This window comes from Thalassospira profundimaris (assembly GCF_003326675.1).
In the GTDB taxonomy this organism is placed as follows: Bacteria; Pseudomonadota; Alphaproteobacteria; order Rhodospirillales; family Thalassospiraceae; genus Thalassospira; species Thalassospira aquimaris.
The window spans coordinates 170785-193084 of record NZ_JPWF01000007.1 but is presented as its reverse complement, the minus strand read 5'-3'; the positions used below and the strand labels follow the sequence as shown (position 1 = coordinate 193084).

22 protein-coding genes are annotated in these 22300 nt (G+C 54.5%); 9 read left to right on the top strand and 13 right to left on the bottom strand.

Features of this window, described 5'->3' with window-relative positions:
* Positions 1 to 201 precede the first annotated feature (201 nt).
* Complete coding sequence (gene metC / locus TH19_RS12295) at positions 202 to 1386, bottom strand: cystathionine beta-lyase (RefSeq protein WP_114102642.1); 1185 nt, start codon at positions 1384 to 1386, stop codon at positions 202 to 204.
* A gap of 205 nt (positions 1387 to 1591) precedes the next feature.
* On the opposite strand from metC, the gene TH19_RS12290 reads away from it, so the two are divergent.
* A complete protein-coding gene (locus TH19_RS12290; RefSeq protein WP_114102641.1) occupies positions 1592 to 2548 on the top strand; it encodes a threonine ammonia-lyase in 957 nt (318 codons plus the stop codon).
* Between the two features lie 197 nt (positions 2549 to 2745).
* Here the strand turns inward: TH19_RS12290 and rpmF are convergent, their stop codons facing one another.
* The 5 genes from rpmF to TH19_RS12265 all read right to left on the bottom strand — a co-directional run bounded on the left by rpmF (position 2746) and on the right by TH19_RS12265 (position 6007).
* Positions 2746 to 2925: a 50S ribosomal protein L32 gene (rpmF, locus tag TH19_RS12285; protein ID WP_007090029.1), complete on the bottom strand. Its 180-nt coding sequence runs from the start codon at positions 2923 to 2925 to the stop codon at positions 2746 to 2748.
* 41 nt (positions 2926 to 2966) lie between these two features.
* Positions 2967 to 3653, bottom strand: a complete 687-nt coding sequence (locus tag TH19_RS12280; RefSeq protein ID WP_114102640.1) for a GNAT family N-acetyltransferase — start codon at positions 3651 to 3653, stop codon at positions 2967 to 2969.
* The gene (locus tag TH19_RS12275; protein ID WP_114102639.1) at positions 3650 to 4180 is read right to left on the bottom strand and encodes a GNAT family N-acetyltransferase; all 531 of its coding nucleotides are present in this window, start codon (positions 4178 to 4180) and stop codon (positions 3650 to 3652) included. Before TH19_RS12275 ends, TH19_RS12280 begins: the two co-directional genes overlap by 4 nt.
* A 28-nt stretch (positions 4181 to 4208) precedes the next feature.
* Complete coding sequence (locus TH19_RS12270; RefSeq protein WP_114102638.1) at positions 4209 to 5078, bottom strand: sulfurtransferase; 870 nt, start codon at positions 5076 to 5078, stop codon at positions 4209 to 4211.
* A gap of 221 nt (positions 5079 to 5299) precedes the next feature.
* Entirely contained in the window at positions 5300 to 6007 is a 708-nt protein-coding gene (locus TH19_RS12265) for an alanyl-tRNA editing protein (RefSeq protein ID WP_114102637.1), read from the bottom strand.
* A 281-nt stretch (positions 6008 to 6288) separates the two neighbouring features.
* Here TH19_RS12265 and TH19_RS12260 point away from each other — a divergent pair, with 281 nt between their 5' ends.
* The 3 genes from TH19_RS12260 (at position 6289) to tyrS (ending at position 9605) form a co-directional block, all read left to right on the top strand.
* Positions 6289 to 7092 (top strand): hypothetical protein, encoded by an 804-nt coding sequence (locus tag TH19_RS12260; protein WP_147250761.1) that lies wholly within the window; start codon positions 6289 to 6291, stop codon positions 7090 to 7092.
* Positions 7093 to 7233: 141 nt separating this feature from the next.
* Positions 7234 to 7716 carry a hypothetical protein gene (locus TH19_RS12255; protein WP_258547939.1) on the top strand — a complete coding sequence of 161 codons (483 nt, stop codon included), beginning with the start codon at positions 7234 to 7236 and terminating at the stop codon, positions 7714 to 7716.
* Positions 7717 to 8285: 569 nt separating this feature from the next.
* Complete coding sequence (gene tyrS / locus TH19_RS12245; protein ID WP_114102633.1) at positions 8286 to 9605, top strand: tyrosine--tRNA ligase; 1320 nt, start codon at positions 8286 to 8288, stop codon at positions 9603 to 9605.
* Between the two features lie 39 nt (positions 9606 to 9644).
* Here tyrS and TH19_RS12240 read toward each other — a convergent pair whose 3' ends face one another.
* On the bottom strand, positions 9645 to 10805 hold the full coding sequence (locus tag TH19_RS12240) for a PA0069 family radical SAM protein (protein WP_114102632.1): 1161 nt from the start codon (positions 10803 to 10805) through the stop codon (positions 9645 to 9647).
* A 221-nt stretch (positions 10806 to 11026) separates the two neighbouring features.
* Between TH19_RS12240 and TH19_RS12235 the strand changes: the two genes are divergently transcribed.
* On the top strand, positions 11027 to 11659 hold the full coding sequence (locus tag TH19_RS12235; RefSeq protein ID WP_114102631.1) for a LysE family translocator: 633 nt from the start codon (positions 11027 to 11029) through the stop codon (positions 11657 to 11659).
* 58 nt (positions 11660 to 11717) lie between these two features.
* Here the strand turns inward: TH19_RS12235 and TH19_RS22760 are convergent, their stop codons facing one another.
* The 3 genes from TH19_RS22760 to TH19_RS12225 form a co-directional block, all read right to left on the bottom strand.
* On the bottom strand, positions 11718 to 11876 hold the full coding sequence (locus TH19_RS22760) for a hypothetical protein (protein ID WP_181846399.1): 159 nt from the start codon (positions 11874 to 11876) through the stop codon (positions 11718 to 11720).
* A gap of 1 nt (position 11877) precedes the next feature.
* Entirely contained in the window at positions 11878 to 13452 is a 1575-nt protein-coding gene (locus TH19_RS12230; RefSeq protein ID WP_114102630.1) for an L-lactate permease, read from the bottom strand.
* A gap of 189 nt (positions 13453 to 13641) precedes the next feature.
* Complete coding sequence (locus TH19_RS12225; protein WP_437128970.1) at positions 13642 to 14724, bottom strand: LLM class flavin-dependent oxidoreductase; 1083 nt, start codon at positions 14722 to 14724, stop codon at positions 13642 to 13644.
* Positions 14725 to 14811: 87 nt separating this feature from the next.
* Between TH19_RS12225 and TH19_RS12220 the strand changes: the two genes are divergently transcribed.
* Positions 14812 to 15330 (top strand): P-loop nucleotide/nucleoside kinase family protein, encoded by a 519-nt coding sequence (locus tag TH19_RS12220; protein WP_114102629.1) that lies wholly within the window; start codon positions 14812 to 14814, stop codon positions 15328 to 15330.
* A 20-nt stretch (positions 15331 to 15350) separates the two neighbouring features.
* Here TH19_RS12220 and TH19_RS12215 read toward each other — a convergent pair whose 3' ends face one another.
* Positions 15351 to 16256 (bottom strand): LysR family transcriptional regulator, encoded by a 906-nt coding sequence (locus TH19_RS12215; RefSeq protein WP_114102628.1) that lies wholly within the window; start codon positions 16254 to 16256, stop codon positions 15351 to 15353.
* A 110-nt stretch (positions 16257 to 16366) separates the two neighbouring features.
* Between TH19_RS12215 and TH19_RS12210 the strand changes: the two genes are divergently transcribed.
* Positions 16367 to 17752: an MFS transporter gene (locus TH19_RS12210; RefSeq protein WP_114102627.1), complete on the top strand. Its 1386-nt coding sequence runs from the start codon at positions 16367 to 16369 to the stop codon at positions 17750 to 17752.
* Between the two features lie 78 nt (positions 17753 to 17830).
* On the opposite strand, the gene TH19_RS12205 is transcribed toward TH19_RS12210, so the two are convergent.
* Both TH19_RS12205 and TH19_RS12200 read right to left on the bottom strand, forming a co-directional pair.
* Positions 17831 to 18829 carry a cysteine synthase A gene (locus TH19_RS12205; protein WP_114102626.1) on the bottom strand — a complete coding sequence of 333 codons (999 nt, stop codon included), beginning with the start codon at positions 18827 to 18829 and terminating at the stop codon, positions 17831 to 17833.
* A gap of 142 nt (positions 18830 to 18971) precedes the next feature.
* Complete coding sequence (locus tag TH19_RS12200) at positions 18972 to 19592, bottom strand: NUDIX domain-containing protein (RefSeq protein WP_114102625.1); 621 nt, start codon at positions 19590 to 19592, stop codon at positions 18972 to 18974.
* A gap of 285 nt (positions 19593 to 19877) precedes the next feature.
* On the opposite strand from TH19_RS12200, the gene TH19_RS12195 reads away from it, so the two are divergent.
* Entirely contained in the window at positions 19878 to 21509 is a 1632-nt protein-coding gene (locus tag TH19_RS12195) for a sensor domain-containing diguanylate cyclase (RefSeq protein ID WP_114102736.1), read from the top strand.
* Between the two features lie 76 nt (positions 21510 to 21585).
* Positions 21586 to 22095: a GNAT family N-acetyltransferase gene (locus tag TH19_RS12190; RefSeq protein ID WP_114102624.1), complete on the top strand. Its 510-nt coding sequence runs from the start codon at positions 21586 to 21588 to the stop codon at positions 22093 to 22095.
* The last annotated feature ends 205 nt before the right edge of the window (positions 22096 to 22300 follow it).

Genomic DNA, 22300 nt, shown 5'->3' with positions numbered 1-22300 from the left:
TGTGACTGACGGGGCAGGTGTCCCTGCCATCCCCTAATTGTCTGTTTGATTTGATTGTTTATGAGATAAAGACGCAAAAGTGCGCATTTAGATGTGACACTTTTGTGAAAATAAATCCACCCGCGACTTGGGGCAGACCGAAATAACAGGGGCGGCACAGTGTGATCTGTGCCGCCCCTGTCTGGGACTGTGAAATTGCGATCAGGCAGATTTCAGCCGCTTGAAACCGGCGGCAAGATCGGCAATCAGATCGTCTGCATCTTCAAGGCCGATATGAAGGCGGATCAACTGGCCTTCTTCGTCCCATTTGGTTGCGGTGCGGATGCTTTTCGGATCGGATGGCAGGATCAGACTTTCAAACCCGCCCCAGCTAAAGCCCATGCCAAACAGCTCCATATTATCGACCATATTGGCAAGCTGCGGCTTCGATACCGGATCCATGACAAAGGAAAACAGACCACTGGCACCGGAAAAATCACGCTTCCAGATCGCATGGCCCGGATCATCGGGCAGGGCCGGGTGCAGAACACGTTTTACTTCCGGGCAACCGAGCAGCCAATTGGCAACCTTAAGGCCGCTTTCATGATGCTGTTTCAAGCGCACGCCAAGGGTACGCAACCCGCGTTGCGCCAGATAGCAATCGTCAGGACCAATCGCATCACCGGAAATGATGATCTGTTTTTTGATGGTCAGAAGGTCTTCTTCGGTCGCGGTTGTGATGGTGCCCATCATGACATCGGAATGGCCGACGATATATTTGGTTCCGGCCTGAACCGACACATCAACACCCAGTTCGAACGGGCGGCACAGGATCGGTGATGCCCAGGTGTTATCAAGCAGCACCTTGACGCCGCGTGCATGGGCGGCATCGGCAATCGCCGGGATATCCTGCATTTCAAAGGTCAGGGAACCGGGGCTTTCACACCAGACAAGGGCGGTGTTATCGCGGATCAGTCCGGCGATATCCGCGCCAATGGTCGGGTCATAATATTCGGTTTCAACACCAAACTTCTTAAGGAAGGTATTGCACAGATTACGAGTCGGATAATAGGTGCTGTCGGTGACCAGAATGTGATCGCCCGGCTTTACAAAGGCCAGAATGGTATTGGTGATGGCCGCAACACCCGAGGATACGCAAAGCGTGCCATAACCGCCTTCAAGCTCGGCGACGGCTTCTTCAAGCAGAAAGCGGGTCGGTGTGCCGTGGCGGCCATAGGTGATTTTACCCGGCGCAGAGGCACCGGCCTTTTCAAGTTCGGCGAGGCTGTCAAACAGGATGGTTGAGGCATGCAGAACCGGCGGGTTGACCACGCCATGATACTGGCTTGACCGGCGACCGGCATGAACAAGCTGGGTAGCTGTCTTTTTGGGGCTTTGGGCAGACATTGGTGGTGCATCTCCTTGATGGGCGATTTTTGCGCAAGGCCATTTTTATTGTGCATAAGAGAAACCACCTTGGGCCGCTGCCTTCAAGGTTTTTTGCGCAAAAGTCATTGTGAAATCAGCGATCCGGGTTATTTCTGAACATCGGGCCGCAAGGCCGCCACCCCACTTTCCGAAATACGAACAAGCCAATCCCCAAGGAGGCCCCGTGATCGAACTTCAGGATTTCCGTGCAGCCCGTCGCGCAATTTCATCCCATATGCGCTTAACCCCGGTATTTGCGGCCAGAAATTTCACCGACAATGTGGCCTTTGGGGGCGTGAAACGTATTCCGGAAATATTCCTGAAGCTTGAAAACATGCAGGTTAGTGGATCGTTCAAGGCGCGTGGTGCGATGAATGCCGCATTGGCGCTTGATGATGACAAACGATCCATGGGGCTTTGCACCGCATCGGGTGGCAATCATGGCATGGGCGTGATTTACGCCGCCCGGACACTTGGTGTGCCGGTCAAAATCTTTTTGCCGACCAATACCCCAAAGCCGAAAGTTGAAAAACTGCGTGCGCAGGGTGTTGATGTGGCCCTGATCGGGGCCGTTTGGGATGATGCCAACCGGGCGGCGATGGAACATGCGCGTGAAACCGGCATGGCCTATATCCACCCCTTTGCCGATCCCAAGGTGATAGCTGGTCAGGGCACCATCGCGCTGGAACTGTTCGAACAGCAACCTGATCTCGATACGCTTGTTGTCGCGATTGGCGGTGGCGGGCTGATTTCTGGGGTGGCAACGGCCGCACGCCTTTTGCGACCATCCATCCGGGTGATCGGGGTTGAACCCACCGGGGCGGCGACCCTGTTTGAAAGTATCAAGGCAAACGAAGTCGTGACATTGCCAAGTGTGAATACCGCAGCCACCAGTCTGGCCCCGCGTCAGTCGTCTGCACTTAATGTCGACCTGATTGGCAAGAATGTCGATCGCATCGCCCTTGTCAGTGACGAGGAAATGCAAAAGGCGGCAAGCTGGCTTTGGAAGGATTTGGGGATCGCAGTCGAACTTTCGGCGGCTGCCGGGATTGCGGCGATCATGACAGATCGTCTGGGCGTGGATGATCCGGGCCGGGTTGGTGTGATTGTCTGTGGTACCGGGACCGATGGCATCAAATAAGGCTTTTAGTACCCTATGCCGATAATGAGGCGGGCAGGGAATTTCCTTGCCCGTTTTTGTTTATGCTTTGGGCAAATAAAAAGGGATGAAACCGTTAGGTTTCATCCCTTTTTAAACCAGACGCAATCTGAAATCAGAAGGCGCGGAATTTTGTAGCGTCGCAAACCGCCAAAGAGCAAAAGCTCTCCGGGACGGAATTACATCTTCGGCTCGACCACCTGACGACCACGGTACATACCGGTGTTCGGGTCAATGTGGTGCGGGCGATGCAGTTCGCCGGTCTCTTTGTCTTCGCGGTACGAGCCCTTGGCGAGCTTGTCATGCGAGCGACGCATGCCCTGACGGGACTTGGTCACTTTTTTCTTTGGCACTGCCATGGGTCATCATCCTCTGGCTTGGGTAAACTCAGGCGCGCTTGTTACCTTGCGCGGTCGGGAAAGTCAACGACCAAAGTGCCGGAATCTGCATTATTTGCATTTTCCTGCCCACTTTCGGTATCAGGCGCGTCACCACGAGATTGTCCACCACGATCAACGTGATGATCAATATGCGGGATCAGCCCGACATCGCGCGGATCGTCAACAATATCCGTTCGCTGGTCGTATACAACAAAGCCAGCCTTTTGGTAAGCCCCCAATGCACTTGGGTGATCAAGTGTGCAGGTATTTACTGTAACCCGCGCTGGCTTTAGGCTCCAGGCCGTATCAATCGCCCAGTTCAACAGATATTTGCCAAATCCCTTGCCGATAAATTCCGGGATCAATCCCATATAGTGCAGATCAATCGTCCGTTCTTTTTCAAGTTCGGTCAGGTCCAGTTCACAATATCCGGCAGGGACGCCAGCAACATACAGAACATAGACATGGGTCAGAGGATTGGCGATCAGCGGGGCAAGCTCGTCATCGCTCATCAGGCGGCGTTGCCACCACAGCCACGGTTCGCCGACCGTATTATATAAGTAGCGATAAAAAGACAGGGTGGGGTCTTCGGCCCGGATGATGGCGACCTTGCCCGGCGGGATGATTGCCGGCGGACGGTCAGGCGGACTTTGCATTTCAAGGAAGCTGACAACAACTTCCAGCTTGCGCGGATCGGATGGGGTCATTGGTCTAAACTCTTGCGCATGATCATGTTTTGACTGCGTTCAGGCGGGGTCTTGTCGGTGACGCTGTCGATCCAGTCATAGCCGAGTTTGGCGTAAAAATCACCTGCTGCGGGATTTTCTATGGTGATTCGGACTTCGGACAGGCCGCTGGCGCGCAGGATATCCTCGGCCAGTGTCACCAATTCCCGCCCGATCCCAAGATTCTGGGCATCGGGATTGATTGCAAGATAATGTATCCAGCCATGAAAACTGTCATGGCCGGTCATCATGGTGGCGATGATCTGATTATTTTGCGGGTGCCGTGCGATGATCAGGCAGCCGTGATCGGCATTGATGCAGTTTTCGATATCTTGCCTGGTATCGCGGATGGCCGGGATCAGACCGGTTGCAATCCACAATGATGTGATGGCGGCGATATCGTTGTCATTCGGGGATTTAAGCTGTTCAAGAATGATGCCTGCATCGTCGCGGGCTGCTTCCTGATCGGGATCAGGGATGTTCAGACCAAATTGCGACGAAGCAGGCATATCAAACTCTCGAACTTTTTACGGTCGATCAGGCCGGGCCGGTTTCAACCGGACTGTCTTCGGTGGTGGCCCACTGGGCCCAGGACCCGTCAAACACGGCGACTTGTTTGTGGCCGGCAATATAGGCGCCCATGGCAAGAACGCAGGCGGTAACGCCTGATCCGCAACTTGCGACCACCGGCTTATCAAGATCAACACCGGCTGCTTCAAATGCACCCTTGATTTCGGCGGCCCCCTTAAAGGTGCCATCGGCATTCAAAAGAACATTGAAGGGCACGTTATAGGAGCCCGGAACATGGCCGGATTTGCCCCACGGATCGGCAACTTCGCCACGGAAACGTTCGCCTGCACGTGCATCAACAAGCTGTTCGCGACCGGTTTTGACGTTTGACATGACCTGGTCGATTTCACGCAGCAGGAAGCTGTTGGCGCGCGCGGTGAAATGGCGTTCGCGCGGTGGCGTCGGTGCGTCGGTGACCGGGCGGTTTTCGGCAAGCCATTTGGGCAGGCCGCCATCCAGAACAACCACATCGCTATGGCCGAAATGACGCAGCATCCACCAGGCGCGGCACGCGGCAAGGGCCGAGCCGGTCTGGCCATAGACAACAATGCGAACCCCGTCGCCAAGGCCAAGTTTACGGACCTTGGCGGAAAATTTGATCGCGTCGGGCATCATATGGGGCAGCGGGGCGCTGTCATCAGCGGCGATATCGTCGATATCGAAGAACACGGCACCTGGAATGTGCTGTGCGTCATAAATTTCGCGGCCGCTTTTATTGTCGGCTGGCATATACCAGCTTGCATCGACAACGCGAACATCCGGCGCGTCGAGGTGATCCGCCAGCCACTGGGTGGAAACCAGTGCGTCGGCCAAGGGGGCCGAAAGTGGGTTGGTCATGGACAAGCTCCGATTAGCAATGGTGGGTATTGCGCAATCCCGGTTGGGCCCGGGATCATTCTGTTATGTGGTCCTGATGGTCTTTGATGACTTCTTGTTGATGTTCAAATTTGTAATGGTACTTGCGCAGGCTGGCAACCGGCAGTCACGCAGGCAGCCTTGAATTTTGATGTTAGGTAGGCGGCATGTCTGTGGGGTTGATGCCTGTTATGCCATTGTCTCTAGGCAAAAACGATGTTGATACGGCGGTTCAGGCGGCCTTTCTTTTCGATTTTTGTCACGCTGACCTGACCTATTTCGCCTGTATTGCGGACATGGGTGCCGCCACAGGGCTGAAAATCAATTCCCTCGATGGTGACTGTGCGAATTGAATTGCCATCCATGGGCGGCTGTACCGACATGGTGCGTACCAGTTCCGGGTTGGCTTTCAGTTCGGCAACGCTGATTTCGCCGTCATATACACCGGCATTGCGTGCAATCAGCTCGTTCAACTTGGCGGTGATTTCTTCCTTTTCCATCGCCATTTCCGGCAGGTTGAAATCAAGGCGTGCCTTGTGGGCCGCGATGTTGCCGCCGGTGACATCGCCTTCGATCACCGCGCAAAGCAAATGCAGGCAGGTGTGAAAACGCATCATTTTATGACGGTTGTCCCAATCAAGTTCCGCGGTGACGATATCGCCGATTTCGGGCAGGGAATGGTCATCGGCAATGATGTGCAGGATGCGGCCGCTGTCGCGATCCTTGATGGTTGTCGCAACCGGAAGGGCCGCGCCCGATGCGGTTTTCAAAACGCCGATGTCACCGGCCTGTCCGCCAGCGGTGGCATAAAAAACTGTCTGATCAAGTTCGATCCCGCGTTCGGAAATGCTTTTGACCGTCGCCTCGCAGCTTTTGGCATAGGCATCTTCGCGAAACAAAAGGCGTGTCATCACATAAATCCTTCCCTGTTGGTGGCGTGTCTTTGTTACCGGCCTACGATGCGTGCGTGTTGTGGGGCAGGAAGCCCGGGCATCAGCCGAGCTGCGGGTAAGGACACCGCATCCTGTTTGGTGCCGTCATGGTGTGGTGTGTGTCGCCCGGTTGTCGAGGGCAAAATTGTCTGCCTACAAAATCGAGAATGTATAAATATGTACGTAAAGTTAATAATGATGTTGAATTAAATACATAATGTATGTTATTGCGGTTGTGTAAATCAGGAGTGATGGCAACCTTGGCAGCAATAATTCACGTCAAACTGACCGGAGAGGGCGATTTTGGTCCGGTGGATCTCGAATGTGCGATTCCGCCTGCCCGCCTGCCTGTGGTGATGGCGGCCCTGTTTGGTCAGCCGGTTTCGGCCATGGGGGCGATGGGGCCTCTGGGGGCTGTACCCGGCCAGGGTGCGAACCACTCAATGATGCGTTCTGCGTCCCGGTCCGGTTTTGCCGGGCAGGGTGACGGGGGTGTTTCCGCCGGGCGGTTTTCTGATGGTGGCAACGGAGGCGATGTGGGCACTCGTGCGTCTTCAAATGACACTGATTCTTCTGATGCGTATGGTGCGGGTGCCACTCGGCATGCGTCTGTATCAAGCCCCGCACAGGATAGCCCATTGGGGCGGTCGCATGATTCTGCAATGGGTTCAGCACCGGGCATCGGGCAAGGTGGAATGCCCGATGGCATTTCTGATATTGGCTATTTCCTGACCCCGCTAAACGGGATCGAGACCGGCGCATTTATCACCGGCTTTATGGGGGCGCTTGGTGATCTGATTGCCCGGATGCAGCCCCGCGGCTTTGCCGAGACGATCCTGATTGCGGCGATCTGGCTGCATTACCGGGATGGCCGGGGATTTGTGACCCGCGATGACATCCGTCGCATCCTGCGCCGTCAGGAACATCTTCGAATGCCAAGGAATTTCAGTCGTGATTTCCAGGTGGCATTGACGCGTGGCTACCTTGATCCGGTTGAAAGCGAAGATGGATATGCCGTGTCGCGTATCGGGTATCAATGGTTTCAATCCGAATGTCTAAAATGATACAAAATGTATAATTATATGTTGACTGTATGTATGGTTGATGTATCGTTTCTACATTGGGACACATAAAAAAAGCGGGCGGGACCAACAATGAAAGAATGGGAAGTCAGAACAAGTTGTCGAGTATGGCGTGGGCGTTATGTGATCCGTGGGGACGTTGATCGTATCGCCAACGATATCGTTGAACTTCAGCAAAACCGTTTTCCGGGTCTTGAAACCAGCAAGGTATCCTTGCGGGTTGTCACCATGGCTGTGATGTCGGTTCTGGCCGAGGAATGCTGTGAAGATGGCGTAACAGCGGCCGAACTTTCATTTCTTTTGACCACCTGCCTTGGTATGCCGATTTCACCGGCCCGCATTGAAAGCGAAATGGACGATCTTTCAGGTCTGGTCTGGAAAGGTGAATGGGGTGGCGAAACCCTTTATGTCATGGAAAAGCGGGGCCTTCGTTTCTTTGAAAGCGCGCGCGATCTGGCACTGGCCGATGGTGGCAATTTCAATCTTGAAAACGAAGAAGCAAAACAGCCACGCATTTCAGCCAAACACGTGAACGAAGCCGGTCTGATTGATCCGGCCGTGGTCAATGGTCCGGCCATGCATGCGCGATATCGCGTCGTCAGCTGAGATCTGGTTTTCCCTTTTTGGGCAACCTTGTGACACGCACCCGCCAATATTTGGCGGGTGTTTTGGTTTTGGGGATGTTTAGAGTAATTTCCGTTTAGATTGCATCGTTTTTTTCGTGTTTGGCGAATTGTTTGGCAACACACAGCGCGCAAGGACGATGCGGGGCATCGTTCAAGCGGTGTAACGCAGCAAAACATCGCCAAACCAAACCCTGCGGGCCGGGACATTCTTCTGCCCCGCAGCGTCAAGGTTCTTGGCCCTAGCACCGCTACGCTCGACGATCCTTTCCTTGCTGGACAGAAGAATGACTCCGGCAAAACGATGCAATCTAAACAGAAGCTACTCTAAGGCATGTCAAAGAAACAGGCTTGACCGATCAGGAATTGCGACATATCCATTTGGGCATGGAAAACGTATTTGCACAGTTCAACTCGTATTATCCGCTGCACACATAGTGCGGCGCCTGTTGACGTGTTTTTATAAAACCAAGACCGGCTGCCCCAGGGCGGCCTTTGTTTTTTCCATAAACCGGTTTGCCCGAGGTGGCCCCACCATCAAGGAAAACCGAAATGACAATATCCCAACCTGTTGACCAACCAGCTTCGCCGCAAAATGCCAGCGAGGTAACCCAGAACGGTTTTGCGTCCGATGCGTTGCTTGCGCTGCATGCACGGGGCCTTATCCATCAATGCACATCCTTTGTCGGGCTGGATCGTATTCTTGCCGGTGAAGAGGCCGTGCCGGTTTACATCGGGTTTGATGCCACGGCCGACAGCCTGCATGTCGGGCATCTGTTGCCGATCATGACGCTGCGCTGGTTGCAGCGCCACGGGCACAAGCCGATTGTTCTGGTCGGCGGCGGTACGACACGTATCGGCGATCCAAGTTTCCGGTCCGAAGCGCGCCCGATCCTGACCGACGAGCAGATTGCGGCAAACATCAATGGTATTCGCAAGGTGTTTGGACGGTTCCTGCGTTTCGGGGATGGTCCGACTGATGCGGTTCTGGTCAATAATGCCGATTGGCTTGATCAGCTTGGCTATGTCGATCTTTTGCGTGATATCGGGCGGCATTTCTCGGTCAACCGGATGCTGTCCTTTGATTCGGTGAAATCAAGGCTCGAACGTCAGGAAAGCCTCAGCTTCCTTGAATTCAACTACATGATCTTGCAGGCGTTCGATTTCCTTGAACTGTCGCGCCGTTTCGGATGCCGGGCCCAGATGGGCGGGGGCGATCAATGGGCCAATATCATCAATGGTGTTGATCTGGTGCGCCGGGTTGATGGCAATGAGGTGTTTGGCATGACGGCACCGCTTTTGACCACATCATCGGGTGTAAAGATGGGCAAAACTGCCGCCGGTGCCGTGTGGCTGAATGCGGATCGTCTGAGTGCCTTTGATTACTGGCAGTTCTGGCGCAATTGCGAAGATGGCGATGTCGGGCGGTTCCTGCGCCTGTTCACCGATTTGCCACTGCTTGATATCGAGCAGCTTGAACAGCTTTCAGGGGCTGCGATCAACGAAGCCAAGATCGTGCTGGCCGACGAAGCGACCAGGCTTGCCCATGGCGAGTTTGAACTTGAAGCCGTCAAATCCGCCGCCAATGGTGTGTTTGGGACCAATGGTGATCTGAACGGTCTGCCGACACTGGAATTTACGGCGCACGCGCTTAAGGACGGGATCGGGATTTTGGCCCTGATCGTGATGGCCGGTTTCGCCAAAACCAACAGCGAAGCCCGCCGTCTGGTCGAAGGCGGGGCCGTGCGGATTGATGACAAGCAAATCACCGACCCCGAACATCACGTCCTTAATTACGCGTTTGATGATTGGGAACTGTTGCAGCTTTCCGTTGGCAAAAAGCGCCATGCCGCAATCAAACGGGTTGGATAATGGTCTTGTCATGAAAGTGCGATATATCGCGGGCAGGTGTCAGAACAGCGACATCTGCCCGTCCGCACTGGGGCGTTTGAAGCCGCCGCAATCAAGGTCAAGTGACCGGCCGGTAAGCCCATATTTTTTGCGGGCCAGGGCAAAGCGGCGGGCAATCAAATCTGCGACCGCGCCGGTGCCGCGCATGCGATTGCCAAATTCCGACTGATATCGTTCACCGCCGCGCATCTGGCGGATTAGCGACATGACCTTGTCCTTGCGGTTCGGGTAATGGGCGGTCAGCCATTCTTCAAACAGATCGGCAATTTCAAGCGGCAGGCGCAGGACGATATGGCTGATTGATGTTGCGCCCGCATCAGCACAGGCCGCGGCAATCTTTTCGATTTCCATGTCATTAAGCCCGGGAATGATCGGGGCGGCCAGAACGGTGACGGGAATACCGGCATCAGACAGCTTGCGGATGGCCTCAAGACGGCGATGCGGGGCCGATGCACGCGGTTCGAGTAAATTGGAAAGCCGGTGATCAAGGCTTGTGACCGATACCGCAACCGAGGCACGGTTAAGGGTCGCCATCGGCGCAATCAGATCAATGTCGCGTGTGACCAATGCGCTTTTGGTGATCAGGGAAAAGGGATGCTGGCAATCGGCCAATACCTTGATGATGTCGCGGGTCAGCTTCTTGTCGCGATCAACCGGCTGATAGGGATCGGTACTGGTGCCAATGACGATGGGGGCGGGGCTGTAGGCCCGGCTTGAAAGCTGTTTGCGCAGCAACGTCGGGGCGTCGGGTTTCCAGAACAGTCTGGTTTCAAAATCCAGCCCCGGTGACAGACCAAGATAGGCATGGGTTGGTCTGGCAAAGCAATAGATACAGCCATGTTCACACCCGCGATAGGGATTGATCGAGCGGTCAAAGGGCACATCGGGGCTTTGGTTTTTGGTGATGACACTGCGTGCGCCATCAATGCCAAGGGTGGTTTTGTTGCGTGGCGGCGCGTCTTCCATCAATTGATCCAGCCATCCATCATCAACCGCCTGATGAATGTGGCGTTCAAATCGCCCGTCAATATTCGATATCGCCCCGCGTCCTTTTTGCCCGCGCGCGGCAAGCAGTGACGGATCAGACGACGGATCGCACCAGCCGTCACCGGGCGGGGTGGGAAAGGGGGCATTCGGGGTTGGGACGATGCTGTTTTTCATTCCTTCACGTTAAAGAACAAAATAGGAACATTCAAGGTGAATTTGGGACCATGTGCGTTCGAAATGCCCCTGATGGCGTGATGCTTGGTTGTGTTGGACGCGTTTAGCGTGAAAGTCTGGTCGGAAATGTCACCATGACAATCGATTGATTGTCGGACGTAAGAAAGGGTCTATAGTCGCAAAATTCGCAAGATGCTTGCCCCTGATCAAGGATCGCCCAGATGGATTGGACACAGTTTTTAAGCTTTGCGCTTGTTACTTCATTGCTTGTGATGTCACCCGGACCGAACGGGGTGCTGATTGCCAAAACCGTCCCGACATCCGGTCGCGCGGCGGGTGTTGCCAATATTGCCGGTTTTGTGACGGCCTTTTACCTGCACGGGACGTTATCGATCCTTGGCATTTCGGTGATCCTTGTACAATCGGCACAGGCCTTCATGGTCGTGAAATTACTGGGGGCGGCGTATCTGTGCTGGGTCGGATTCAAGGCGTTGCGTGATGCCTGGCGCGGAGTGCAGACTGTGCGTGCCGTGACACCGGCCAAGCGCAAGCGCACCCTGATCATGGCCTATGGCGAAGGGTTCCTGACCAACGCCCTTAATCCCAAGGTATCGATTTTCTATCTGGCTGCTTTTCCGCAATTCATCCCGGTGGGCGAGGGTGCGGTCACATCGGCCTTCATGCTGGTCTGTGTGCATGCATCGATCAATGTTATCTGGTTCGGATCGATTGTTTTGTTGCTGTCGCGATTGACGCGTTTTGCAGGTAGTGGCCGTTTCCAGCGTGCGCTGAAGGCAACCACGGGGGCGGTGTTTATTGCCTTTGGCCTTAAACTTGCGACGTTCCGTCCCTAGGCGGGAACTACAAGTCGGCTTTGAAAACCCGCCGGTTATGGTAACCGGCGGGTTTTTTTTATTTCCGTACAATGATCAGCGCCATGACCGCACAAAACATCGCAAGCAGGATGTCACTTGCAGCGGAGCTTCCCATGACAAGGGCCTCAAAGCTTGCAATCGGCAGGATGATTGATGCCAGAACCAGAAAGACCGGATTTAACAGTTTCTGTTTCATCTCATGCGCCTCCGTTCATTGTGGCAATCAACAGGATACCAAGTGCCATAAACCCGCAAAGTGCGGTCAGGAACACGCCGGTTTTCAAAACAACCGACAATACCGGACCTTCCTTGCCCGACAGGCCCACAGTCGAACAGCCGACAAGGATTTTTGACGGGGCCAGCATGCTGCCAAGGGATGCGCCGGTTGCCTGTGCTGCTAGAACAAGGGCGGTTGAAATGCCCGACAGTTCGGCGGTATGGCGCTGGAACATGCCAAAGACGACATTGGAATTATTGGTGCTGCCGGTCATGAAGGCCCCCAATGCGCCAATCGCCGGGGCGATCACCGGATAGGCAATGGCAAAGGTGCCGGAAAAGATCGCGGCACCACCTTCGGCAAGGGCATAGGTCATGCCTGCATGGTCCATGATGATGGCAAGTCCGATCACCGGCACCATGCCAATGCTGGTCGGAAGGCCACTTTTTAGTGTGCGCTGCCAGATGCGTTTGCCAATGCCGTTGTCATAGCGACCACGCAGCTTGAAGAAGGCAAAGCTTATGGCGGCGGTATAAATCAAAAGCGCGCCCGGATGGCCGAAAATGGCAATTGCCTTGGCACTTTCAGCATTGATCACCCAGCCAAGTGACGTCGCGGTTTCCGGGAAATCAAGCGTGAAGCGGACCTTGCCCAAAAAGGCTTCGACGCCCGGTGCAAAGGTTGCAAGACCGACAATCAGGATAAAGACCAGATAAGGTGTCAGCGCCTCGATCAGCGGCATGTGTGCATGGTCATCATCGATCTGTTCGGCGACGTCATCGGGATGGGATTTCCAGAACCGGGTCACGATGATCGAGGTAACAAGCCCGGCAATGCCTGCCGTCAGGCCGCCCAATGTCCAGACGCCGTAATTGGCCATGCAATATTGAACAACGCCCATGACGCCGGAAATCAGGACCAGCGGCACAATCCGGCGGCGAATGGTTTGAAAACCGCCATCAAGCCACAAAACAGCCGCCCCGCAACTGAATCCCGAAAGGCCAAGCAGAATGGCCGAATAGTGGGTCAATTCGGTGCCCGGAATGCCGGTCACACCAATCAATGCTTCAAACGATGTTGCCATATTGCCAAACAGAACGGACCAGCTATGCCCGATCATCGGGGCGGCAACGGCGAGAACCGGCGAAAAGCCCATGCCCAAAAGCAGCGGCGCAACCACGGCGATCGGAACACCAAACCCGGCAACACCTTGCAGGAAGGTCGCGAAGACATATCCAAGGATCAAAAGCTGCAAGGGGCGGTCATCGGTCAGCGATCGGATGGCGCGCCCGATGGTTTTGATCGCACCGGCTTCTTCGGCAGCGAAATAAAGGATCAGCGCCGCCCAGACGATATAAAGGATGTAAAGCGCCAGCATCACGCCCTTGGCTTGGGCAATGATCAGCATTTCGGTTGGTGCGCCAAAAATGAAAACGGCAATCAGGGCGGTGACAAACCACGCAGCCGCACCGGCACGTGCAGCCCCCCAATTCATCTTGATCATTAAAAACAGGATGGTTGCGATCGGCAACGCGGCCAGCAAAAAGTCGCTCATGGGTGGGGCACCATAACCATTTGAAATATGGGGGCACCCGTCAAACAGGTGACGGGACGCGCATATTGTCCGAGCTGCGATGCAAGCGCAAGTAGCGTAAGTTGGTATTTCGTATGATGAAATGACAAAGCCGGGTTCGGAAGGAACCCGGCTTTGTTAATCGACTGGCATGACAGTGAAAATTCAGGATCACGCGCAGTCTTTGCTGTCGCTGCGATCACTGTTTGCATTCATCTCGCCAAACAGCTCGGCGGCAATCGAAAATGATTTCTGGCGCGCCGTTTGGTCAAAGATGTTGGCCGTAACCATGATTTCATCGGCATTGGTCATATAGGCAAATTCGCGGAGTTTCTTGCGCACTGTGTCACGTCCGCCAATTGCTGCGTAACGCATGGCATGATCAACACCGGCCTTTTCAACCCGGTTCCAGATTTCACTCATATCCTTGACCGGTTTGGGCAACTGGCCCGGTGTGCCGCGCCGCAGATTCAGGAATTGTTGCTGCATCGAGGTTGCCAGATATTCGCCTTCCTCGTCGGTGTCCGCCGCAAAGAATCCCATGGCGGCAATCGCATAGGGCTTATCAAGCTGTTCGCTTGGTTCAAACCGGTGACGATAAAGCGAAAGCGCATCCATCAGCATGTCAGGGGCAAAATGCGACGCAAATGCAAAGGGCAAGCCAAGGCGTGCCGCCAGATCGGCCGAAAACAGGCTGCTTCCCAAAAGCCACATCGGGACCTGTGACCCATAGCCCGGAACGGCGCGAATTGGAGGATTGCCTTCAAGCGGGCCAAGGAATGCCTGTACCTGCAAAACATCCTGAATAAAGCGTTCTTCGGACCCGTGCATGTCACGGCGAAGGGCCGCAGCAGTACGTTGATCTGTGCCCGGTGCGCGTCCGATGCCAAGGTCAATACGGCCCGGATGAAGCGCATCAAGCGTGCCGAACTGTTCGGCAATCACCAGCGGCGCATGGTTGGGTAGCATCACGCCACCCGAACCGACGCGGATTGTTTTGGTGCCTGCCGCAACATGGGCCATGACGACCGAGGTCGCGGCACTGGCGATGCCGGGCATATTGTGATGCTCGGCCAGCCAGTAACGATGATAGCCAAGCGTTTCGGCATGCTGGGCAAGATCAAGCGTGTTGCGAAGCGCATCAGAGGGATGCTCGCCCGCATTCACCGGGCAAAGATCAAGAAGGGAATATCGTAGCATAAGCCAGACTTTCGGTTTGGCGCGCAGGCCGCAATGCGGGGCGCCTGATTTCACAGTTGGGATTAATCTAGCCTGAATTCACTGTCTTGCCAGTCCCAAACCGGAATGTTCATATGTGGGCCTGTTCAGGAGACATTGAAAATGCTGATTATTCTTGGTGGATTGCCCGGTGTTGGTAAAACATCGATTGCCAGACTGGCGGCCCGTGAACTTGGTGCGATCCATCTGCGCATTGATACGATTGAGCAGGCGATCATTGATTGTGGCGTTGTGCCATCCGATGACATGGGGCCGGTCGGCTATGTCGTTGCCAACCGGATTGCCACGGATAATCTTCGCCTTGGACATCTCGTGATCGGGGATTCGGTCAATCCGATTGAATTATCCCGGGCTGCCTGGCGAGATTCTGCTAAACTTGCTGGCAAACCCTTTGTGCAAATTGAACTGGTGTGTTCTGACCGCGATAAGCATCGACACCGGATTGAAACCCGAAAATGTGATATCGAGAACCTTAAAATGCCGGACTGGCAAAAGGTCTGTGATCGGGAATATCACCCTTGGCAGGATGCTGATCTGGTGATCGATACGGCCTTGCAGTCACTTGATGCATCCTCTGAAATCCTTGTCGGATTTGTTCGGGAACGGATCGCAAGTATCTGAAATAAAATATGTATTGTCGTCTATTCATCAATTTCGGGTTTGCGGTGGGCGGCAAGGGTGCGACTGACGAAATTGCGAAGGGCGATCGATATATCATTGCTGCGATAGGCCAGTGACAGTTCGGCAATCGGGACTTCACCATCAATTTCGCGATAGACAACGCCATTGGCCTGAAGCTGTGTCATGGGCTTGGGAACCAGTGAAAAACCCAGTTCGGCGGCCACAAAGTTGATCACCGATCCAAGCTGCGGGGCGATCTGACCCATCTGGGGTTCGAACCCGGCATTGCGGCAGGCACTGACCACTTTGTCATAATGGGTCGGGCCGACAGCACGCGGGGTCAGGATCAGGGAATCGTCGCGCAATTGAGAAAGTGAGACTTTATCATGTTTTGCTGCCGGGTGCCCGGCAGGCAGGACAACAACCATCGGCCCGGACGATATTACGTGGAGCCGAATACCATCATCGGCAATGGCATCCTGACGCAAGAAAACAGCATCAAGCTGTTCTTCCTTAAGGCGGGTGACAAGCTGGGCGGAGTTGCTTTCTTCCAATGTCATTTCAACGGCGGGGAAGGCGCGTCTGAAATCGCGAAACACACCGGGCACAGACGGGCTGAAGGCGGCCGATGCAGTAAAGCCAACCCGGATGGTGCCGGTTTCACCGCGCCCGGCACGTCGGGCGGCGCGAATGGCACGTTCGGCCAGATCTGGGAATTGGGCGACGACTTCAAGAAATGCCGTTCCGGCCTCGGTCAGTTCGGCACCGTGCGGTACACGGTGAAACAGGGCGGTGCCGATTTCGGTTTCAAGGTCACGGATTTGCTGACTAAGCGGGGGCTGTCCGATCCCGATGCGCGCAGCCGCACGGGTGAAATTGCCTTCGCGGGCAACGGCCAGAAAGTAGCGGATATGGCGCAGTTCCATGGTTGATATACCCAAAACATATCAAGAATAACTGTATGATATATTGGACGGATGATGATGTGAATGCAATCATATGCACACCCCACGAACATTTCTAAACGAGGTCGTAAATGTCTGTTTCTCGGGACCAAGACCCTGAGCCACATTCAAACGGTGCTGCTGATACGGCACATTCTGATGGCGCGTCTCCCCAATGCGCTGACAGCCCGCTCGCGTCCACCAACACGCTTGTGCCTTCCGAACCAGTCGGGATCAGCCCGGGGTCGGCGGCATTTCGCCGTATCAGCGTTGCGCTTTTCCTTGCAGGGTATGCGACCTTTTCCCTGATTTATTGTGTGCAGCCACTGTTGCCGGAACTGGCCAATCATTTTGGCGTCGGACCGGCGGAAAGCTCGCTTGCGCTGTCATTGACCACCGGGTTGCTGGCTTTTGCCATTTTGCTGGCCGGGGCAGTGTCCGAAGCCACCGGGCGCAAACAATTGATGCTGGTGTCGATGTGTGTGGCATCGATCCTGAATGTTATCGCGCCGTTCCTTTCCGACTGGCACGCATTTCTGGTCTTGCGTGCGGTCGAAGGGCTTGTCCTTGGTGGTGTGCCTGCCGTTGCCATGGCTTATCTTGCTGAGGAAATCGATCCCAAGGGATTGGGCATGGCGATGGGCATCTATATCAGCGGGACCGCGATTGGCGGGCTGAGTGGCCGTGTCGTGATCGGCTTCCTGACCGATCTGTTTGGCTGGCATACAGCACTTGGTGCGATGGGGGCACTTGGATTGCTGGCCGCCCTTGGCTTTGCCGTTTTGTTGCCGGCATCGCAAAACTTTGTCCGGCGTCCGGGCTTTCAGGTGCGATATCACCTGCGCGCCTGGGGCGGGCATCTGAAACATCCGGGATTGCCGTTCGTGTTTCTGATCGGTGCCTTTGCGATGGGGTGCTTTGTTACGGTGTTTAACTATGTCGGTTTCAGGCTTTCTGATGCGCCCTATGGCCTAAGTCAAAGTCAGATCGGTTTGATCTTTGTGGTTTATCTGTGCGGTTCGGTGATGTCATCGATTGCCGGTGCGCTTTCCGACAAACTGGGGCGCGGGCCGGTTCTTGTCGTCGGGATTTTGTTGGCCGGGCTTGGTGTTGCCCTGACCATGCTTGAAAGTCTTGGTGGGATCATCGGGGGCATTGTTGTCCTGACCAGCGGCTTTTTTGTTGCCCATTCGATTGCCAGTGGCTGGGTCGGGCGGCTTGCCGAAACATCCAAGGGACATGCATCGTCGCTTTATCTTCTGGCCTATTATCTTGGTGCCAGCACGATGGGGTCGATTGGTGGCTGGTTCTGGTCACATGGTGGCTGGAACGCGGTGGCGGGCTTTGCGGGCGCGTTACTGGTGGGTGCATTGCTGTGCGGGATCTATCTGTGGCGTCTTGCATCAAAGGCGGTACAGGCAGCCCCCAAGGAAAAGGGCAATGCTTCACTTTCGGGTGAGCTGGCTGACGCGACCTGATACTGTGATGCCGTTTCATAGAAAAACAAAACCCCGCCAGATGCACTGGCGGGGTTTTGTTTTAGGTTGGTAAAGGGCTTAGAGCCAATCGGGGCTCGGAAGGCCTTTTTCCTTAAGGAATTCGGGGTTCCAAAGTTTGCTCTGGTAGCGGGTGCCAAGGTCACACAGAACGGTGACAATGGTTTTGCCCGGACCGAGTTCACGGGCAAGGCGAACCGCACCGGCAATGTTGATGCCGGTTGAACCGCCCATGCACAGCCCTTCTTCTTTCAGCAGGTCAAAAACGATCGGCAGCATTTCTTCGTCAGAAATCTGGAACGGGTGATCGATTTCAACGCCTTCGAGGTTGGCGGTGATACGGCCCTGACCGATGCCTTCGGAGATCGAGCTGCCTTCGGATTTCAGTTCACCGAATTTGTAGTGGCTGTAAAGAGCGGCACCCATCGGATCGGCAAGGCCGATCTGGATGTTTTTGTTGCGCTCTTTCAAAGCCAGGGACACACCGGCAAGCGTGCCGCCGGTACCAACCGCGCAGATGAAGCCATCAATCTTGCCATCGGTCTGTTCCCAGATTTCGGGTGCGGTGGTGTCGATATGGCCCTGACGGTTGGCGACGTTGTCAAACTGGTTGGCCCAGATTGCGCCATTAGGCTCGGTCTTTGCCAGTTCTTCGGCCAGACGACGCGATACGTGAACATAGTTGTTCTGATCGCGATAAGGCACAGCCGGAACTTCGCGCAGGTCTGCGCCCAAAAGACGCAGAAGGTCTTTCTTTTCCTGGCTTTGGGTTTCCGGGATAACGATCACGGTACGATAGCCAAGCGCGTTGCCGACAACGGCAAGGCCAATGCCGGTATTGCCAGCTGTGCCTTCAACAATGACACCGCCCGGCTTCAGAAGGCCGCGGGCCTCGGCATCACGAATGATGGCAAGGGCAGCACGGTCTTTGACCGATCCGCCCGGGTTTGCGTATTCTGCTTTGCCCAGAATGGTGCAGCCCGTCAGCTCGGAAACCTTTTTCAGCTTCACAAGCGGGGTGCGGCCAATGGCTTCGATAGTGCCATTGCGAATGTCCATGACAGACTCCAAACGTGGTTGGGTTTAAAATTTGATTGTTTGTTGATTGGGCCTTTATTACACAAAAGTCAAGACAGTTTGAAAATTACAACGTGAAAATGGTGTTAAATATCACAGTTGCCGGAAATGCCGCAAAACCAGCCTAAAGGCCCGCATTCCTGCGGATACGGTCCCGATTGATCATCAGCCACTGGACCGCAATGGTCGTGGTTGCATTGCAGAGTTGTCCATTCTGCAACATGGCAAAGCATTCTTCGGCCGGTACAGAAAAGACCCGGATATCTTCGCCTTCCTCAGCGACGCCGTAAATGCCGCTGGCCGCCGATGCATCGACCTGACCGTAATACATGGTCACTGTCTCGCTTGAGCAGCCGGGTGTCACATAATATTGCGATATCTGTTCAAGCGGGCCGAGAATTTTGCACCCGGCTTCTTCAAGGGTTTCCCGGCGGGCGACGTTTTCGGGCGTTTCGCCGTCTTCAATGATCCCGGCGACAATTTCAATCAGCCAAACCGGCATGTCGGGATCGCGCTGATGGACTGAAATAGCGCCAGGACGGAATTGCTCGATCAGGATGACTTCATCACGTATCGGGTCATAGGGCAGGACCGCGACTGCGTGGCCGCGCTCCAGAACTTCCCGTCTTAGAACGTCACTTTTGCCACCGTCAAACTTGTCATGTTCAACGTGATAGATGTCGAGTTTGAAATACCCGTCCCAGCCACGGTCATGTTGAATAATGTTGAAGGTCTTTTTGGGCATAAGCTTTTCCAGATCATGAGGTGCGAATTGGGCGAAGTCCGATCTCCAGGGGTGATCAATGTATGGTTTACTTAAATTAACAATAATATTTTACTGTTCTTATGTATGGGCTTGCGGGAATTGTTACCGGACCATAGGGTAATAGAACTTCGCTGTTGGGATAGGTCAGGCATCCCTTTGTTTTAATTATAATTGAACTGATGTAGTATAAAAGGCGTCATTATTGCTGCGTGAATGGAAATCATGCGGCTGCGCACTTCTGGTTTCGGGGGAAACAGGACGTTGATGCGGTTCGAGCCAACAGAAATCGCACGTCTGTATGGGCGGTCTCGCGTAGGTGTTGTCGTACACAAGGACTTGCAAGCTGTGTATGTCAATGACGCCTATGCCAAGATGCTCGGGCGCCGGGATGTCAAGGACTTCATGAGCGAGCCTGACATGCGGCAATATATCCCGCCAAGTTTTCATCACGAAGCAGCCAAACTTTCCGAAGGCTTTCAGGAAAGCAGTGGTTTTCACGGCTGGAAGAAGGTTTACAATATCCGTACCGACGGAACGCCGGTCTGGATGGAAATCAGTGATGAAACCGTGGAATGGGAAGGCGGCAGTGCCGTCCTGACCACAGCACAGATGATCGACAATGGCACAACCGCGATGCAGGTTGATCATATGTTGGGTCGATCCTTTATCGGCGTCATGGTTCATCGCAATATGACTGCCCTTTATGTAAATGATGCCTTCGCCCATTTGATGGGGGCGGAAAATGCCAGCACATTTATGGAAAAGCCCAATGTTCTGCGTTTTATCCCTGAAGATAACCGTCCGCGCGCGTTAAAGCATGTTGCCGCGATCCTGAATGGTGAACGTCGCGGGGACCGTCATCGTGTGCGTGATGTCCTGGATGACGGCAGAGCGGTTTGGCGGGATCTGACCGATGAACGCATTTTGTGGCATGACGGCAAGCCCGCCATTTTGACAACGGCGCACGATGTTCGTGAAGAAGTCGAGATGAATGCGGAACTGATCCGCGCCAAAGCAAGCCTGGAAGAGGCCGTAACCGAGGTCATCAGGCTGGTGCCATCGGCGGTGGCGATGCTTGATGGGGACCTTAAGGTTGCCCACTTCAATTATGAATTTGCGCGCTTGTTTGGTTTGTCCAAACAGGAAGGCGAAGATCAGAGTTTCGAGATTTCAGCCCTTCATGAATGCTGCGCGAAGATGAAATTGAACGGGCATGGTCATTCCACCTTTGATGAAATGGTCACGCCGTCCGGTCGTTTGGCCGATATCCGCATGAATATGATGGAAGGTGGCGGCGTTATGGTGTCGGCAACCGACATCACCGATCACAAGCGCAAGGAACAGATGCTCGATACCCTTGCATCGACCGATCCGCTGACCCGTGCGCTTAATCGTCGCGGCTTTGAAATTGCGGTCAGCCGTTTGCGCGAAATCCGCCATCTCAAGGATAAAAGCTGGGTCTTTGGGCTGATCGTTCTTGATCTTGATTACTTCAAAAACATCAACGACACCCATGGTCATGCAGTCGGGGACAGAGTTCTGGAAAAGGTTGCGGAAACCCTGCGTCAGGCCTTGCGCGATGATGACCTTGTCGTGCGTCTGGGCGGCGAGGAATTTGCTGTTCTTTTGCCCTCGGCGACGGCCGCGGTCACCAAGCGCATTGGCGAACGTCTGGCCAATATGATCCGCGCCATTGATGTGCCGATCGACAAGGATGGAAACGAAGTCGCCAAGGTGACTGCAAGTTTCGGGGCGACGGTTGGTGGCGAAGGTCGCCAGAAATTTGTCGATCTTTCCGATGCGATGAAACTGGCCGACGAAGCAATGTATGAAGCCAAGCAGAACGGCCGCGATTGTATGATTTTCAAATCGTTTGAGCGTGATACTGATAGCTAGGCCCTGTTTTTGAGGGGGTCGTTTCCCCCATACATAGAAGTTGCAGGGTGCCTGTAAGCAGGCCAAAGGAAGGCGAATGATCATTCGTGCAATGACCCCGAACGACGGGGATGCGGTGATTGATATTTATGGACGCGCGATTGCGGGCGGAAACGCAACGTTTCAGGAAAATGCCGGGTCTTGGGAAAGCTGGGATCAAGGGCACCTGGACGACTGCCGGTTTGTTGCCTGCAACGCGCTAGGTCGCGTGATTGGCTGGGCCGGGTTGTCCGGCGTTTCAAATCGCTGTGTGTATCGTGGTGTCGCCGAGATTTCGGTTTATGTAGATCCGGACGCACAGGGGCAGGGGATCGGCAAGGCGTTGCTTGCGGCCCTGATCGCGGAAAGCGAGGCGCAAGACATTTGGTCCCTTGAAGCCGGTATCTTTCCGGAGAATACGGCAAGCGTCGCGTTGCATCGCAGTTTGGGGTTCCAGGATGTTGGCCTTCGGCGGGGGCTTGGTCGGATGACATATGGTCCCTTTGCCGGAAAATGGCGCGATGTGCTTCTGATGCAGCGGCGCAGTTCTGTTGTCGGTGTTGAATAAGGTCGCAGCAATTTGCGCGCTTGGTCCGTTTTAAGCGTTTTTCTGCCGGGAAAATGCGTGTTTTATCGCTTTGTTTGCGGGTTGCGCAAAAATACGTAGATGCGCTTTGATTCCGGGCGATGATAGGGTAATCAACAAAGAGAACCCGCGAAAAACGCATATTCCAGATATACAGTCAAAAATGACTGATCAGACCAAACAGGAG

Excerpts from the sequence above, each read along its gene's own strand:
- TH19_RS12205 (WP_114102626.1), bottom strand. The coding sequence starts at position 18,829 with ATGGACATTCGCAATGGCACTATCGAAGCCATTGGCCGCACCCCGCTT.
- TH19_RS12195 (WP_114102736.1), top strand. The coding sequence starts at position 19,878 with ATGCGGTTCGAGCCAACAGAAATCGCACGTCTGTATGGGCGGTCTCGC.
- TH19_RS12240 (WP_114102632.1), bottom strand. The coding sequence starts at position 10,805 with ATGAAAAACAGCATCGTCCCAACCCCGAATGCCCCCTTTCCCACCCCG.
- TH19_RS12270 (WP_114102638.1), bottom strand. The coding sequence starts at position 5,078 with ATGACCAACCCACTTTCGGCCCCCTTGGCCGACGCACTGGTTTCCACC.
- metC (WP_114102642.1), bottom strand. The coding sequence starts at position 1,386 with ATGTCTGCCCAAAGCCCCAAAAAGACAGCTACCCAGCTTGTTCATGCC.
- TH19_RS12190 (WP_114102624.1), top strand. The coding sequence starts at position 21,586 with ATGATCATTCGTGCAATGACCCCGAACGACGGGGATGCGGTGATTGAT.
- TH19_RS12220 (WP_114102629.1), top strand. The coding sequence starts at position 14,812 with ATGCTGATTATTCTTGGTGGATTGCCCGGTGTTGGTAAAACATCGATT.
- tyrS (WP_114102633.1), top strand. The coding sequence starts at position 8,286 with ATGACAATATCCCAACCTGTTGACCAACCAGCTTCGCCGCAAAATGCC.
- TH19_RS12230 (WP_114102630.1), bottom strand. The coding sequence starts at position 13,452 with ATGAGCGACTTTTTGCTGGCCGCGTTGCCGATCGCAACCATCCTGTTT.
- TH19_RS12210 (WP_114102627.1), top strand. The coding sequence starts at position 16,367 with ATGTCTGTTTCTCGGGACCAAGACCCTGAGCCACATTCAAACGGTGCT.
- TH19_RS12215 (WP_114102628.1), bottom strand. The coding sequence starts at position 16,256 with ATGGAACTGCGCCATATCCGCTACTTTCTGGCCGTTGCCCGCGAAGGC.
- TH19_RS12235 (WP_114102631.1), top strand. The coding sequence starts at position 11,027 with ATGGATTGGACACAGTTTTTAAGCTTTGCGCTTGTTACTTCATTGCTT.
- TH19_RS12265 (WP_114102637.1), bottom strand. The coding sequence starts at position 6,007 with ATGACACGCCTTTTGTTTCGCGAAGATGCCTATGCCAAAAGCTGCGAG.
- TH19_RS12280 (WP_114102640.1), bottom strand. The coding sequence starts at position 3,653 with ATGACCCCATCCGATCCGCGCAAGCTGGAAGTTGTTGTCAGCTTCCTT.
- TH19_RS12200 (WP_114102625.1), bottom strand. The coding sequence starts at position 19,592 with ATGCCCAAAAAGACCTTCAACATTATTCAACATGACCGTGGCTGGGAC.
- TH19_RS12275 (WP_114102639.1), bottom strand. The coding sequence starts at position 4,180 with ATGCCTGCTTCGTCGCAATTTGGTCTGAACATCCCTGATCCCGATCAG.
- TH19_RS22760 (WP_181846399.1), bottom strand. The coding sequence starts at position 11,876 with ATGAAACAGAAACTGTTAAATCCGGTCTTTCTGGTTCTGGCATCAATC.
- rpmF (WP_007090029.1), bottom strand. The coding sequence starts at position 2,925 with ATGGCAGTGCCAAAGAAAAAAGTGACCAAGTCCCGTCAGGGCATGCGT.